The 14,613-nt window shown below is 61.4% G+C and carries 12 protein-coding genes; 5 read left to right on the top strand and 7 right to left on the bottom strand.

What is annotated here, in order from left to right; genetic code table 11:
- The 3 genes from addB to trxA all read left to right on the top strand — a co-directional run bounded on the left by addB (position 1) and on the right by trxA (position 7,162).
- Positions 1–3,192, top strand: a complete 3,192-nt coding sequence (gene addB / locus ASD32_RS22805; RefSeq protein WP_060640321.1) for a double-strand break repair protein AddB — start codon at positions 1–3, stop codon at positions 3,190–3,192.
- On the top strand, positions 3,182–6,748 hold the full coding sequence (addA, locus tag ASD32_RS22800) for a double-strand break repair helicase AddA (RefSeq protein ID WP_060640320.1): 3,567 nt from the start codon (positions 3,182–3,184) through the stop codon (positions 6,746–6,748). The genes addB and addA overlap by 11 nt, the downstream gene beginning before the upstream one ends.
- Before the next feature lie 90 nt (positions 6,749–6,838).
- Entirely contained in the window at positions 6,839–7,162 is a 324-nt protein-coding gene (trxA, locus tag ASD32_RS22795) for a thioredoxin (protein WP_060640366.1), read from the top strand.
- A gap of 59 nt (positions 7,163–7,221) precedes the next feature.
- Here the strand turns inward: trxA and ASD32_RS22790 are convergent, their stop codons facing one another.
- The 6 genes from ASD32_RS22790 to ASD32_RS22765 all read right to left on the bottom strand — a co-directional run bounded on the left by ASD32_RS22790 (position 7,222) and on the right by ASD32_RS22765 (position 13,074).
- Positions 7,222–7,851, bottom strand: a complete 630-nt coding sequence (locus ASD32_RS22790) for a GNAT family N-acetyltransferase (RefSeq protein WP_060640319.1) — start codon at positions 7,849–7,851, stop codon at positions 7,222–7,224.
- Between the two features lie 44 nt (positions 7,852–7,895).
- Positions 7,896–9,239 (bottom strand): folylpolyglutamate synthase/dihydrofolate synthase family protein, encoded by a 1,344-nt coding sequence (locus tag ASD32_RS22785; protein WP_060640318.1) that lies wholly within the window; start codon positions 9,237–9,239, stop codon positions 7,896–7,898.
- Positions 9,240–9,367: 128 nt separating this feature from the next.
- Entirely contained in the window at positions 9,368–10,282 is a 915-nt protein-coding gene (accD, locus tag ASD32_RS22780) for an acetyl-CoA carboxylase, carboxyltransferase subunit beta (protein WP_060640317.1), read from the bottom strand.
- A 50-nt stretch (positions 10,283–10,332) separates the two neighbouring features.
- Entirely contained in the window at positions 10,333–11,172 is an 840-nt protein-coding gene (gene trpA, locus ASD32_RS22775) for a tryptophan synthase subunit alpha (protein ID WP_060640316.1), read from the bottom strand.
- A 4-nt stretch (positions 11,173–11,176) separates the two neighbouring features.
- Positions 11,177–12,397: a tryptophan synthase subunit beta gene (trpB, locus tag ASD32_RS22770; protein WP_060640315.1), complete on the bottom strand. Its 1,221-nt coding sequence runs from the start codon at positions 12,395–12,397 to the stop codon at positions 11,177–11,179.
- Complete coding sequence (locus ASD32_RS22765; RefSeq protein ID WP_060640314.1) at positions 12,394–13,074, bottom strand: phosphoribosylanthranilate isomerase; 681 nt, start codon at positions 13,072–13,074, stop codon at positions 12,394–12,396. The genes trpB and ASD32_RS22765 overlap by 4 nt, the downstream gene beginning before the upstream one ends.
- Positions 13,075–13,199: 125 nt before the next feature.
- On the opposite strand from ASD32_RS22765, the gene ASD32_RS22760 reads away from it, so the two are divergent.
- Both ASD32_RS22760 and ASD32_RS22755 read left to right on the top strand, forming a co-directional pair.
- Positions 13,200–13,415 carry a ribbon-helix-helix protein, CopG family gene (locus ASD32_RS22760; RefSeq protein WP_060640313.1) on the top strand — a complete coding sequence of 72 codons (216 nt, stop codon included), beginning with the start codon at positions 13,200–13,202 and terminating at the stop codon, positions 13,413–13,415.
- Between the two features lie 197 nt (positions 13,416–13,612).
- Complete coding sequence (locus ASD32_RS22755; protein ID WP_060640312.1) at positions 13,613–13,813, top strand: YqaE/Pmp3 family membrane protein; 201 nt, start codon at positions 13,613–13,615, stop codon at positions 13,811–13,813.
- A gap of 39 nt (positions 13,814–13,852) precedes the next feature.
- On the opposite strand, the gene ASD32_RS22750 is transcribed toward ASD32_RS22755, so the two are convergent.
- On the bottom strand, positions 13,853–14,611 hold the full coding sequence (locus ASD32_RS22750) for a M48 family metallopeptidase (RefSeq protein ID WP_060640365.1): 759 nt from the start codon (positions 14,609–14,611) through the stop codon (positions 13,853–13,855).
- Positions 14,612–14,613: the final 2 nt, after the last annotated feature.

Raw genomic sequence — 14,613 nt, 5'->3', positions numbered from 1 at the left:
GTGACGGACCCTGTCTCCAACGTCTTCACCATTCCACCCGGCCTTCCCTTCCTGAAGACGCTGGTGGAAAAGCTGTGTTCCGGCGATCTGGTCCCGGGTTTTCGCTATGACACGGCCGATCCACTATCGCTGGCCAGCGTGACCATTTTCGTGCCGACGCGGCGCTCGGCCCGCGTGCTGCGCTCCGAACTGGTCGATTGCCTGGGCGGCCGCTCGGCGATCCTGCCGATGATCCGGGCACTGGGCGAAACCGATGATGACAGCGGCTTTTTTGACGCCGAAATCCCGGCGATCCTCGATCTCGCGCCGCCCTTGCCCAACATCGCCCGGCTGATCGAGCTTGGCTGCCTTATCCTGGCCTGGCGAAACCAGCTGCCGAAGGCTGTGCTCGATGTGCATGCGGAAAGCCCGCTGATTGCTCCAGCAAGCCCCGCCGATGCCATCTGGCTGGCGCGCAATCTTTCCGAGATCATCGACGCGATGGAAACGGAAGAGCTGGACTGGGACGCGCTCGACAAGCTCGATGATGCCGACCATGCGCTCTGGTGGCAGCTGACGCTGGCCTTCCTGAAAATTGCCAGCACCTATTGGCCGGCGCGGCTGGAGGAGCTGAAGCAATCCTCGCCCGCCCGCCACCGCAACGCCATTCTGGAAGCCGAGGCCCAACGCATTGCCAGCGGCAAGGTGACCGGCCCGATCATCATTGCCGGCTCCACCGGTTCCATTCCGGCAACCGCCAAGCTGATCGCCACAGTCCAGAAACTGCCAAACGGCACGATCGTCCTGCCCGGTCTCGACCAGACGATGAGCGATGCCGAATGGATGATGATCGCCCCGGAAACGGCAATGCTGAGCGGCCGGCCGGACGCGGCAAGCCGCAGCCATCCGCAATACGGGTTCTTCCGCTTGCTGAAGCGCATGGACGTTTCCCGCCAGGATGTTGCGGTGCTCGGCGCCTCGCAGCCCGATCTCGATTACCGGGCAGAGCTGATGTCACACGCTCTTTTGCCGGTGCAGGCGACCAGCAGCTGGACGGCCCTGCGCGGCGACGTCGATCCAATCCGCCTGACCGCCGCCTTTGCCGATGCGGCCCTGATCGAAACGGCCAACGAGCGTGAGGAGGCTACGGCCATCGCGATCGCGCTTCGCCTCGCGCTGCATGATAACGACGAAAGCCAGGCGGCGCTGATCACGCCCGATCGCGACCTTGCCCGCCGGGTGGCGGCGGAACTGATGCGCTTCGGCATCGAGGCCGACGATTCCGCCGGAACGCCGCTTTCGTCCACCGGACCGGGCAGCCTGACGCGCCTGCTGCTTGAGGCTTCGTTGCGGCCGGGCGATCCCGTGTCGATCGTGGCGCTGCTCAAACATCCGCTCGCCCGTTTCGGCCTGTCCTCCGAGGCGATGGGTGCGGCGGCCACGACGCTGGAGCTGATGGCGCTGCGCGGCGGCACCGGCAGCGCCGATATTTCCGAGCTTGAAGCTCTTCTCGACCAGACGCTGCAGCATGAAATCGGCAAGAAACACCTGCCGGAATGGCGCGGCCAGATCGACGATGGTGCGATCGAGCAGGCCCGCGATCTCGCCCGGCGTATTGCTGCGGCAGCCGAGCCTCTGGCGGGCACGCTGGTGCGCCACCACCGAAGCGGACGGGGGCTGACCGCAGCCCTGCCGCTGTCGCAATGGGCAGAGAAGACCGGAACTGCGCTGGAGGCGGTTGCTATCGACGAGCATGGCAGCCTCGCCGGTCTGTGGTCTGATGAAGCCGGCGAAGCATTGGCGACGCAGCTGCGCTCGGTTATCGATACAGAAGGCCAGCTGACGGCGGACGGGCCGCAATGGAGCGATATTGTCGAAGCCTTGTCCGCGAGCGAATCGATCAAGCCGCGCTCGATGCGTCATCCGCGCGTGTTCATTTTCGGCGCGCTCGAATCGCGCCTGCAAAGCGTCGATCTCGTCGTTCTCGGCGGTATGAACGAGGGTACCTGGCCTGGCCAGACCGCCAACGATCCCTTCCTGTCGCGAACCATGAAGACGACGATGGGGCTTGAACCGCCGGAGCGGCGCATCGGCCAGCTCGCCCATGATTTTCAAATGGCGTGCGGCACGCGCAAACTCATCTTGACCCGCGCCATGCGCAAGGGCGCAACCCCAACGGTTGCTTCCCGCTGGCTACAGCGGCTTCTGGCCGTCGGCGGCAAGCCCTTTGCGGCGGCTTTGCGGGATAACGGGCGCGATTATCAGCAATGGGCGGGTATGCTGGATCAGGGCGTCACCCAGCCGCTGGCCAAGAGGCCGGAACCGAAGCCATCGGCGGAACATCAGCCGCGCAGCTATTCGTTTAGCGAAGTGAGCCGGCTACGGCGGGACCCCTATGCCGTCTACGCGCGGCGTATCCTGCGCCTGCAGCCGATCGATCCCTTCAACCGCGATCCCGGCGCTGCCGAGCGCGGCACGCTGTATCACAAGATTGTCGAGCGTTTTGTGCGCGCCGGGCTGGACGCGGCCTCGCCACAGGCACAGACGGAAATGAGCCGGATTCTCAACGAAGCTTTCGACGAACAGGCGCTGCCTGCCCATATCGATATCGTTTGGCGACCGCGCTTTGCTGCAGTCGGCAAGGCCTTTATCAATTGGGAAATCAGCCGAAAGGGCGATATCCGCCAGAGCTTTACCGAACTCTACGCATCCATGGAGCTCGGGGTTTCCGGCATCAAGCTGACCGGCATCGCCGACCGGATCGATATTCTCGGCAACGGAAGCGCCGTGATCGTCGATTACAAGACGGGATCAAACCCTTCGATCAACGAGGCTCGCGCGCTGCTCGATCCGCAGCTGGCATTGGAGGCGGCAGCACTCAAGGCCGGGGCTTTTCAGAAAGCGGGGACAAGACAGCCGCAGTCGCTCGTCTATGTGCGGTTGAAACCCGGCGAACGCTTTGCCGTGCAGGAGGTCAACAATGAGCTGGCCAAGGCGCGCGCCAATGTCGAGACCAAGTCGGCTGAACAATTAGCCGAGGATTCGTTGAAAGAGCTGACGGGACTTCTCGCTGCCCTGATGAGCGGCAAATACGGTTTTGCCTCGCGGCTGATCGTGCAGAAGGAACGCGATTACGGCGGCGAATATGACCATCTGGCCCGCGTTGCGGAATGGGCGACGGCCGAAGCCGAGGATGATGTCCATGAAGGATGACGATTTCGGCCCACTGGAGCCGACGCCGCAGGCTTGGCTGGACTGGACTTCGGCCAAACAGGCGCTCGCCTCCGACCCCGCCCGCTCCGCCTGGGTTTCTGCCAATGCTGGCTCCGGCAAGACGCATGTGCTGACACAGCGCGTTATCCGGCTTCTGCTGTCCGGTTGCCGGCCCTCGGCGATCCTGTGCCTCACATATACGAAGGCGGCTGCATCAGAAATGTCCAACCGCGTGTTCGAGCGGCTGGCCGAATGGGTAACGCTGGACGACGACGCCCTGGATGCCCGGATCGCCGCGATCGAGGGCGAGAGACCTGATCTGTTGAAACGTCAGGAGGCCCGCCGGCTGTTTGCGCGCGCGCTGGAAACACCCGGCGGCTTGAAGATCCAGACGATCCACGCCTTCTGCGAGGCGCTCCTGCATCAGTTTCCGCTGGAGGCCAATGTTGCCGGCCACTTCTCGGTGCTGGACGACCGGGCCTCGGCCACGCTTCTGGCCGATGCCCGGCGCGCATTGCTGACGGCCACCGCAAGCGAGGATGACCGCGAACTGACCGAGGCCTTTGCGACGGTGCTCGACCTTGCCGACGATACCGGCCTTGAAAAACTGCTCTCGGCCATTGTTGCGCAGCGCACGCCGATCCAGGTATTTCTCGATGACGCTGCCAACAAGAGGGGCATCGATCCAACGCTTCGCCTGGCCCTGAGCCTCGGGCCAGATGAGACCGCACACACTGCGTTAGCCGGATTCTGGCCTTTGAAGGGTTTGAACGGAGCAGCACTCGAACGCTATATCAGCATGGCGCTTTCAGCCGGAGGGGCCAAGGTTACGGATTTTGCCGATGGCCTGCGCGCAGTGTCCAAGCTCACAGACCCGCTGCAGCGCTACACAGCACTGAACGGATTGTTTTTCACCCAAGCGGGCAAGCCGAAAGCCGATTCGGCCTTTCTGTCCAAGGGCATGCGCGACAAGGCGCCGGATCTGGAAGATATGGTCAACGCGGCCCGCGATCATATTACCACCGCCACCGACCGGCTCAACTTGATATCGATGTTCGAGGCCACCAAGGCAGCCCTGGTGCTCGCCGACCGGTTGAATAGCGACTATGAGGATATCAAGAAAAGCCGCAGCCAGCTGGATTTCGACGACCTGATCAACCGCACCGCAACGCTCCTTTCACGGGGCGATGTCAGCCGCTGGGTTCACTACAAGCTCGACCAGGGCATCGATCATATTCTCGTCGATGAGGCGCAGGACACGAGCCCGGTGCAATGGACGATCATCCAGTCGCTGGCCGAGGATTTCTTCTCCGGCGAAACGGCGCGCGGCGGCAACCGGACGATGTTTGCCGTCGGCGACGAGAAACAGTCGATTTATTCGTTTCAGGGCGCCCGGCCCGAGCGCTTTTCCAACGAGAGCATCGAGACCGAGAGGCGGGTTCGCGATGGCGGCAAGGCCTTCAGCCCGATCCGGCTGCAGCTCTCCTTCCGCTCCACCGAGGATGTGCTTTCGGCCGTCGACACCGTGTTCGAAAATCCGCTTCATGCGCGTGGCCTTAGCGCCCGCAATGACGCCGTGGTGCACGCATCCAACCGCATCGGCCATCCCGGTGTCGTCGAGGTCTGGGATGCGATTGCGCCAGCCGACAGCATCCAGGAAGACGACTGGACGGCAGCCTTTGACGCAACGCGGGAAGACGCACCCGCCAATATCCTGGCGCAGCGCATTGCCGCCACGCTCGCCCATTGGATCGGCCACGAAACGGTAATCGAAAAGGGCGTCAAGCGGCCCATGCAGCCGGGCGACGTCATCGTGCTCGTGCGCAAACGCGACGCTTTCGTCAACGCGCTGACCCGGGCCCTGAAGACACGGCAGAACATCCCCGTTGCCGGTGCCGACCGGCTGGTTTTGACCAACCATATCGCCGTGCAGGACCTGATGGCGCTTGGCCGCTTCGTGCTGTTGCCACCGGACGACCTGTCGCTGGCTGCGGTATTGAAGAGCCCGCTGTTCAATCTGGGCGAAGACGATATCGCCGCATTGGCGGTGGGCCGGCCGCCCGCCGTCAGCGTCTGGAAAAATCTTCTGAATTCCGGCGCGGACGAGACGAGCCGTTATCATCCCGTCCTGCGCAAGCTGCAGCGCTACAAATCGCTGTCGCGCACCCTGCCCGTGCATGATTTTTACGCGCAGATTCTTGGCCAAGATGGTGGACGCGCCGCCTATCTTGGACGGCTCGGCACCGAGGTCAGCGATATCCTCGACGAATTCCTGACCTTTGCGCTCGACCATGAAAAGAACGGTCTGCCCGGCCTGCAGGCCTTTATTTCCGGGCTGGAAATGGAAGCGCCGACGGTCAAGCGCGAACAGGACAAGGAACGCAACGAGGTCCGCATCATGACGGTCCATGCCGCCAAGGGACTGGAAGCGCCCGTGGTCTTCCTTGTCGATGGCGGTGGCAAGGCGTTCAATTCCCAGCATGTGTCAGGCCTGCGCATGATCAAGCAGGATGACCACCAGGGCGCCATGGCCCTGCCTGTCTGGCGTCCGCCGGGCGCTGCATCGAACCTGCTGGTGGATGGGGATACGGACCGCTTGAAGACGGCGGCCGAGGAAGAATACCGGCGGCTGCTCTATGTCGGGATGACGCGAGCCGCCGACCGGCTGATCGTCTGCGGCTATCAGGGCAAACGCGCCAATCCGGAAAGCTGGCATGCCATGGTCACGGCCAGCCTTTCGGCCGATGAACGCGGCCGCAGTGCGCCGATGACGTTTTCAGCCGGCGGCCAGGAATGGACCGGCTATCGCTGGCAGGTGTCCACGTCCGGCCGCGAGCTTCAGACGCTCGAACAGGACATGCAGCCTTCCGAGCTTCAACGCGGCGGCCTGCCACCGGCGCTCCTGCAACCCCTGCCGCCGCAAAAGCATCTGCCACGGCCGCTCAGCCCTTCCGGCGCGGGCGCTGTGATCGATGAGGACGAGAACGGAGCCATGACAGGTTCCGCCCTGTTCTCGCAAAAGCCCAGCGCCGACACATCCCTGCTGCGCGGCGCGATCCTGCATCGCTTCCTGCAGGTACTGCCATCGATCGCACTGGGCGAACGCCAGGCTGCGGCCGAGCGTTATCTGCTTCGTTCCGTTCCACGCTGGCCGATCGCCCAACGGCAGGCGTTGACCGAATCGGTCCTGAAGGTGATCGAGCATCCCGAACTTTCAACGCTGTTTTCCGAAGGCAGCCGCGCTGAAGTGTCCGTCATGGGGACGCTCAAGCTGGGGCCCAAGGACTTTGCGGTCTCCGGCCGGATCGACCGGCTGGCCGTCTCGGAAAAAACCGTCCTTATTGCCGATTTCAAGACCAACCGCGAAATCCCTCCCTCTGCAGAGGCGGTTCCCTTTGTCTACAGGGCGCAGCTCGCCATCTACCGCGCGCTGCTGCAGCCGCTTTATCCGGATCACACCATCCAATGTGTCCTGATCTACACCGGCGGCCCTACCGTGCTCACCCTGCCGGCGGCGATGCTGGATGCAAGCCTTGTGGAGCTCGCGACAAAGTGAGATAGGAATGGGATTGAAAAGCTGACGCTCAACCATCACATGATGGACAACCGTTCGAAGAACGCCGATTTCGAAACCAAGGAGCAGCCTATGGCTACCGTAAAAGTCGATACTTCCAATTTTCAGGACGAAGTCCTGAACTCCGTCGAGCCTGTCATCGTGGATTTCTGGGCCGAATGGTGTGGCCCGTGCAAGATGATCGCTCCGAGCCTGGAAGAAATTTCCGTTGAAATGGCCGGCAAGGTCAAGGTTGCCAAGGTCAACATCGACGAGAACCCGGAAATCGCCGCCCAGTATGGCGTGCGTTCCATTCCGACCCTCGCCATGTTCAAGGCCGGCGAAGTTGCCGATATCAAGGTCGGTGCTGCACCAAAGACAGCCCTGACCTCCTGGATTTCCAACGCCGCTGCGTAAATGAATTCCGGATGGAATCAAAAAGCCCGGGAGACCGGGCTTTTTTCGTTTCTGCAGGCTCATTTCCCGCTTTGGGCTTTCTCCAGCAAGGGCACATGCGGAGCGGCGGTTTGCGGCAAAAGGCCGATCAGACGCGGATCGTCATGGATCTCGACCATGAGCTTGTAGGGCTTGAAGCCCAGGTGCCGATAAAAGCCGAGCGCTGAGGGATGATCGAAGGTGCAGGTGTGCAGCCAGAACCGCTCGATCGGATGGGCGAAGGCTTTGGTGATCGCCTGGTTCATCAGGAAACGGCCCGTGCCCTTGCCGATCGCACCCTTGACGATGCCGAAATAGACGACCTCGCATTCGCCGGCGGTGCGAAAATCCAGTTCGAGCAGGCCGATATCACGGTCACCATCGCCCAGCGTGTAAGTTTCCATCAGCGGATTGGCGAGAATGCCGCGCACCTCGTCATCGCCGACGCCCAGCATCGATCCCCATAGCCAGTCCTCGCCGACATCGCGAAACAGGCGCCGGTAGATATCGAGGTTCTGCGGACCGAGCCGCACCAGCGTCAGGGGCAATTCAGGTGCGTTGGCCGCGCCTGTTGGCCGTTCCCGCATTTCCAGGAACGTCACCACATTGGCGACCTTGCCAGCCGGGACAGGGGAATAGCCATCTGGCAGTTCGGGATGATCGTCTTGCATTGATTTTCTCTGTTCAGACATATGAATGGGGCGCTGCAGCGCCGTTATTTCGGCGGCGTGCCGTTATCGGAAAGAACATCGCCGACCAGATAGAGCGAACCGCCGATCAGGATACGCGGGGCGACGGGATCGTCGTCGAACATGGCCGTGATGGCGGCAAGAGCTTCGGCCACCGTAGACATCGCGCCGGCCTCGAAACCTGCCGAAGCGGCATCGTCGGCCAGCGCGACCGCATCTATTCCAGCGTCGGAGCCGCGAATCGGCACGGTAAACACCTGTTCGGCCAGGCCCTTGAACGCCTGAAAATAGCCGACGGGGTCTTTTGTGTTGATCATGCCGATGATCATGAACAGCGGCCGCGGGTCACGCTCTTCGAGATTGGCCATGGTTTCGGCGATGACCTGGCCGGCGCCTGGATTATGCCCGCCATCGACCCAGATTTCCGATCCCACTGGTGCCAGACGTGCCAGATTGCCTTCCGTCAGCCGCTGCAGGCGTCCCGGCCATTCGACGGTAACCAGCCCCTTGTCTATGACGGCATCGGATATATCGAACCCGGCAGCCTTGACGGCGCGGATCGCGGCGGCAGCATTGGCATATTGATGGCGGCCAGGCAGGCGCGGCACCGGCAGATCGGCAAGGCCGAACTCATCCTGATAGACCAGACGGCCGAACTCCTCATAGGCCATGAAATCCTGGCCATAGACCGAGAGTGGGCATTTCAGCCGTTCGGCAATGGAGATCAGCACGTCGCGTGCGGTATCTTCTTCCTGGTGACCGATGACCACCGGGCAGCCGCGCTTCATGATCCCGGCCTTTTCGGCGGCAATCAGTTCGACGCGATCGCCAAGATAGGCCTGGTGATCGAGCGAGATCGGCATGATGACCGAAACGGCAGGGTTCTTGATGACATTCGTCGCATCGAAGCGTCCACCAAGACCGACTTCAATGATGACGGCATCGGCGGGATGCTCGGCAAACAGCACGAAAGTGACGGCTGTCAGGATTTCAAACACCGTGATCATCTGCCCGGCATTGGCTTCGCCCACGCGGCGCACAGCGTCCGCCAGAACAGCATCGCCGACCAGCGCGCCGCGCCCGCCCTTTTGACCGATGCGGTAACGTTCGTGCCAATTGACCAGATGCGGCGATGTGTGGACGTGAACGCTGAGACCCGCAGCCTCCAGGATGGCGCGGGAAAAGGCGGTGACCGAGCCCTTGCCGTTGGTGCCCGCCACATGAATGACCGGCGGCAGCCTGTCCTGCGGATTGCCGAGGACATCGAGAAGCCGGGTAATCCGGTCAAGCGAGAGGTCGAAGCCCTTCGGGTGAAGCGCCAGCAGCTTGTCGATTTCCTGCCCGGCCTCGGACACGTGCACCTGCGTCATCACCGCTCCTCCAACTGCCGCTGGAGCTCCGGGCGCTCATGCAAGCGCGCTCAAGACGCGCCAACGGACGTGATTTCATTGCGAACGGGCGACCGGACGGTTCCGGCCACCCCTCATCTTGTTAATGTTCAGGCGCTGGCAGCCATCGGAACAGCGGCGATGGCCGTCGAGCCATTCAGCTTGGCGGCATCGACCGGCTTCTTCATCAGGATCTTCAGGACGCGGGCCAGCGTATCGGGAATATCATGACGCTTGATGACCATGTCGATCATGCCGTGTTCCATCAGGTATTCCGAGGTCTGGAACCCTTCCGGCAGCTTTTCGCGAATGGTCTGCTCGATGACGCGCTTGCCGGCAAAGCAGATTTCCGCGCCAGGTTCAGCCAGATGCAGGTCGCCCAGCATGGCATAGGACGCGGTGACGCCGCCGGTCGTCGGGTTTGTCAGCACGACGATATAGGGAAGGCCGGCTTCTTTGAGCATCTGAACCGCAACTGTGGTGCGCGGCAGCTGCATCAACGACAGGATGCCTTCCTGCATGCGTGCGCCGCCTGACGCGGGGAAGATCACCAGCGGGCATTTTTCAGCAATCGCTTTTTCAAACGCCTTGATGATGGCCTCACCGGCAGCGATGCCAAGCGAGCCGCCCATGAAGTTGAATTCATGCACGACGCCGACCAGCTTGACGCCACGGCAGCGGCCGACACCGGCAACGATCGTGTCTTCGAGATCGGTCTTGATGCGGCTGTCGCGCAGGCGATCGACATATTTCTTCGAATCACGGAATTTCAACGGGTCCTGCGCCACCTTCGGCTGCGGCAGGGCCTCGTAGACGCCGTCATCGAACAGGTCCTTCAACCGCGCCTTGGCCGGCATTTTCATGTGGAAGCCGGAGGCGGGGATGACCCATTTGTTTTCCTCGAGATCGCGGTGAAACACCATCTCGCCGGTTTCCGGGCATTTGATCCAGAGATTTTCCGGAACTTCGCGGCGGCCCAGCATCGAATTGATCTTCGGCCGAACGTAATTTGTGATCCAGTTCAAATCCAAACTCCTGAAGTGTCAAAACCGGTCGTGCCCCACAATGTGGGCATTTATTCGGCCGCGGCAAGCTTTGCGGAACGAACGCCGGCTGCAAGGCCACGAACCAGCGTTTCCACGCCCGGTACCGTCGCCCCTGTTGATTTTCCGTCCTCTGTCAGGCTGGACGCCACCTGGTTGACGATGGCTGTGCCAACAACGACGCCGTCCGCCGATGCGCCGATGGCGCGGGCATGTTCGGCCGTCTTGACACCGAAGCCGACGCAGACCGGAAGTTTCGTATGGCCCTTGATCCGCTGCACGGCGCCGCCGATGATAGCGGGATCGGGCAGAGCCGAGCCGGTAATACCGTTCATCGACACATAATAGACGAAACCGGAGGTGTTTTCGAGAACCTTCGGCAAACGCTTGTCGTCCGTGGTCGGCGTCGCCAGGCGAATGAAGTTGATATCCTTCTTCAACGCCGGAATGCACAGCTCGTCATCCATTTCCGGCGGCAGATCGACGACGATCAGGCCATCGATACCGGCTGCGAGGGCATCATCGAGGAATTGCTCGACGCCATGGATATAGATCGGGTTGTAGTAACCCATCAAAACGATCGGCGTGTCCTGGTCTTCCTCGCGGAAGCGTCGGGCGATTTCGAGCGTCTTGATCAGCGTCTGGCCGCCTTTCAGTGCGCGCTGTCCTGCAAGCTGGATCGCCAGGCCATCGGCCATCGGATCGGAAAAGGGCATTCCCAGCTCGATAATATCGGACCCTGCCGATGGCAGTGCCTTCATGATCGCCAGCGAGGTTTCGAAATCCGGATCGCCTGCCATGAAATAGGTGACCATTGCCGGCCGGCCCTCAGTGGCCAGATCGGCAAATCGTTTGTCCATGCGTGCAGTCATGCTGTTACAGCCCCATTCCAAGCAGTTTGCCGACGGTGAAGATATCCTTGTCGCCACGGCCCGACAGGTTCATCAGGATGATTTCATCCTTGCCCATCGTCGGCGCCCGCTTGATCACCTCGGCGATCGCATGGCTCGGCTCCAGCGCCGGAATGATGCCCTCGAGGCGCGTCAAAAGCTGGAAGGCCTCCAGCGCCTCATGGTCCATGATCGGCACGTAGTCCACACGGCCGATATCGGCGAGCCAGGAATGTTCGGGGCCGATGCCGGGATAATCGAGACCGGCCGAAATCGAATGACCCTCCTTGATCTGGCCGTCGCCGTCCTGCAGCAGATAGGTCCGGTTTCCATGAAGCACGCCCGGCGAGCCCGCTGTGATCGACGCGCAATGCTCGTCGCCTTCCAGCCCCTTGCCGCCAGCTTCAACGCCGACGATCTTGACGGTGTCGTCGTCCAGGAACGGGTGGAAGATGCCGATCGCATTCGATCCGCCACCGACGGCAGCAATGACCAGATCCGGCAGGCGGCCTTCGGCCTCCAGCATCTGCTGCTTGGCTTCGATGCCGATCACAGACTGGAAGTCGCGGACCATCTCAGGATAGGGATGCGGACCGGCAGCGGTGCCGATCAGGTAATAGGTGTCATCGACATTGGTGACCCAGTCGCGCAGGGCTTCGTTCATCGCGTCCTTCAGCGTACCCGAACCCGCGGTGACCGGCTTGACCTCGGCACCGAGCAGCTTCATGCGGAACACGTTCGGCGCCTGACGCTCGACATCGGTTGCGCCCATATAGACGACGCAGGGAAGACCGAAGCGGGCGGCAACAGTGGCGGAGGCCACGCCATGCTGGCCGGCACCGGTTTCGGCGATGATGCGGGTCTTGCCCATGCGCTTGGCGAGCAGGATCTGGCCAATGCAATTGTTGATCTTGTGCGAGCCGGTATGGTTCAGCTCTTCGCGCTTGAAATAGATCTTGGCGCCGCCCAGATGCTCGGTCAGGCGTTCGGCGAAATAAAGCGGGCTCGGGCGGCCGATATAATGGGCGCCGAGATGCTTCAGTTCCGCCTGGAATTCCGGATCGGTCTTGGCCTTATCCCACTCGGCCTGCAGGTCGAGGATAAGCGGCATCAGGGTTTCGGCGACGAAACGGCCGCCGAAAATGCCGAAGCGGCCATCCTCATCAGGTCCGGTCTTGAACGAATTCAGGTTTGGTGTCTCGTTCACTTGCTTCTCCCTGCCAATGCTTTGGCTCCGGCCGCGTCCGCGCGGGTGACGGCATCGAAAAACTCTTCCATGCGGCCCAGATCCTTGATCCCCGGCGCGCTTTCGACGCCGGAGGACGTGTCGATCGCCTTGGCGCCCGTCAGCGCCAGGGCTTCACCGATATTCTGCGCATTCAAACCTCCGGAAAGCATGTAATCCACGCTTTCGTCAAGCGTATCCAGAAGCGTCCAGTCGAAAGACACGCCGTTGCCTCCCGGCAGATCCGAGCCTTTTGGCGGCTTGGCATCAAACAGGAAGCGGTCGGCTATTCCTATATAGGGTTCGATCCGCCTGAGATCATCAGCATCGCGAATGGACAATGCCTTGATGACGGGCAATCCATAGACGGCCTTGACGTTCAAGACCCGCTCTGGGCTCTCGTTCCCATGAAGCTGGAGAATATCCGGCGACAGTGCAGAGACGATCTCGTCGAGATCATCATTGCCGGCATCGACGGTAACGGCGACGATCTTGGCCTTGCCGCGAATGCGCTCCGCCAGCCGGCCCGCATCGTCGGGCTCGATATTGCGGGGGCTCTTGGGAAAGAAGATGAAACCCGTATAGCCAGCGCCCAGCGCCACGGCCCGATCCACGGCCTCGGCAGTCTTCAGCCCGCAAATTTTAACTTCCGTTTTCATGCACAGCGCACTGACATGAAATGGGCCCGGAGTCGAGCTTAAAACCAACATATCCGGGCTTGCAGAACACTCCGATGACAGGTGCGCCAATCTGATATCCTATATCGATACACAGGATACCGCCCATGAGAACCTCGATCGACATTACCGAGCTTCAAGTTCAGGCACTGGACGACATTGCCAAGGCGGAGAAATTATCGCGCGCAGATGTGATCCGGGCGGCAATCGATGACTGCGTCAAACGCAGGCAGCGCGTCGATATCAACGGCGCCTTCGGGCTTTGGGGCGAAAGCGGCGTGGACAGCCTATTCTATCAGGAGAACGTGCGCGGCGAATGGTGAAGACGCTGTTCGATATATCCACCCCCAATAGCACTGTGCGGACACGCGGCGGCTAGCTTTCGCTCTATAAGAGTGCCGTCAGCAATATGAGGGTTTTGCAGCCGGTTCGCCCTTCGTGCGCGTGCCCTATGCGTTATAGACCCGTTGCAAGGCTCCTAAGGCTTCCTATATCCCAAGCAGACATAACGGAGAATACTATGCGCCTTCTGCTTGCCATCATCCTGCCCTGGCTTCAGTTTTTCACCATCGGCCGGCCCATTGCGGGCATTATCTGCCTTATTCTGCAGGTGACACTGGTCGGCTGGATTCCGGCTGCGATCTGGTCGGTCTATGCACTGAGCCAGTACAAGACCGACGAGAAGATCAGGCATGCGCTGGGCAATCAGTACCGGCGTTGAGCCGTTTAACCTCGATGGGCCTTAATAAGCCCAGCGGGCTCAATCGAAGTCGATTGCGTGCAGCATGGTGCCATTGCGCTTGAGCCAGCGCTTGGCATCGTCCATTGCAGGGCAAAGCTCTTCGCACAGGTCCCAGAAATCCGGCCCGTGGTTCATTTCGCGTAAGTGCGAAACCTCATGGGCGGCAAGATAATCGATCACCTTTGGCGGCGCCATGACGATGCGCCAGGAAAAGCTCAAGGCGCCATCGGCAGCACAGGATCCCCAGCGGCTTCGCGTATCCTTGAAACTCAGCGACTTCACCTTGCGGCCGACCATGCGCGCATAGATCGATACCAGCTGTTCCAGGTCCTTGCGCGCCTCCTTCTTCAGGAAATCCGCAATCCGCCGGCGCAGATGCTCCTCGGCGCCGCTCACCCGCAAGACCGGTTCGTCATCGATAACAACCGCTTCCGTCAGGCCGCGCAGCTTGCCCGTGCGTTCGATCCGGTGCGCGACACCGCGCAAAAGAATGGTGCCGCCCTCCTCCAACACGCTCTCGCCGGAAAACCGGGCTAGCTTGGTCATCAGCCATCCCTGGTGACGATCGAGAAAGGCGTTGATCTCGCGTTCGGGCAATCCGGCCGGAATGGTCATCTTCAAGGCACGGCCACCGGGCTCGATGCGGAGCGTCATCCGCGTTGCCCGCGCATTCTGGCGAATGGTCAACGGCATGACCTTGCCCGCAACGTCGATCGTCCGCTTCACCGGAGGCGGCGGAGATTTGGGCTGACGCGGCTTTCGAAGCAGGGAGAACATGA

This window comes from Rhizobium sp. Root483D2 (genome assembly GCF_001426685.1).
Classification (GTDB): domain Bacteria; phylum Pseudomonadota; class Alphaproteobacteria; order Rhizobiales; family Rhizobiaceae; genus Pararhizobium; species Pararhizobium qamdonense.
The sequence above is the reverse complement of the archived record's forward strand: the minus strand, read 5'-3'. Positions and strand labels throughout refer to the sequence as shown.

What these genes read in the sequence shown, in the direction of transcription:
- ASD32_RS22755 (WP_060640312.1), top strand. Translation starts at nt 13,613, where the DNA reads ATGCGCCTTCTGCTTGCCATCATCCTGCCCTGGCTTCAGTTTTTCACC.
- ASD32_RS22750 (WP_060640365.1), bottom strand. Translation starts at nt 14,611, where the DNA reads ATGTTCTCCCTGCTTCGAAAGCCGCGTCAGCCCAAATCTCCGCCGCCT.
- trxA (WP_060640366.1), top strand. Translation starts at nt 6,839, where the DNA reads ATGGCTACCGTAAAAGTCGATACTTCCAATTTTCAGGACGAAGTCCTG.
- ASD32_RS22760 (WP_060640313.1), top strand. Translation starts at nt 13,200, where the DNA reads ATGAGAACCTCGATCGACATTACCGAGCTTCAAGTTCAGGCACTGGAC.
- ASD32_RS22785 (WP_060640318.1), bottom strand. Translation starts at nt 9,239, where the DNA reads ATGACGCAGGTGCACGTGTCCGAGGCCGGGCAGGAAATCGACAAGCTG.
- ASD32_RS22790 (WP_060640319.1), bottom strand. Translation starts at nt 7,851, where the DNA reads ATGCAAGACGATCATCCCGAACTGCCAGATGGCTATTCCCCTGTCCCG.
- addA (WP_060640320.1), top strand. Translation starts at nt 3,182, where the DNA reads ATGAAGGATGACGATTTCGGCCCACTGGAGCCGACGCCGCAGGCTTGG.
- ASD32_RS22765 (WP_060640314.1), bottom strand. Translation starts at nt 13,074, where the DNA reads ATGAAAACGGAAGTTAAAATTTGCGGGCTGAAGACTGCCGAGGCCGTG.
- trpA (WP_060640316.1), bottom strand. Translation starts at nt 11,172, where the DNA reads ATGACTGCACGCATGGACAAACGATTTGCCGATCTGGCCACTGAGGGC.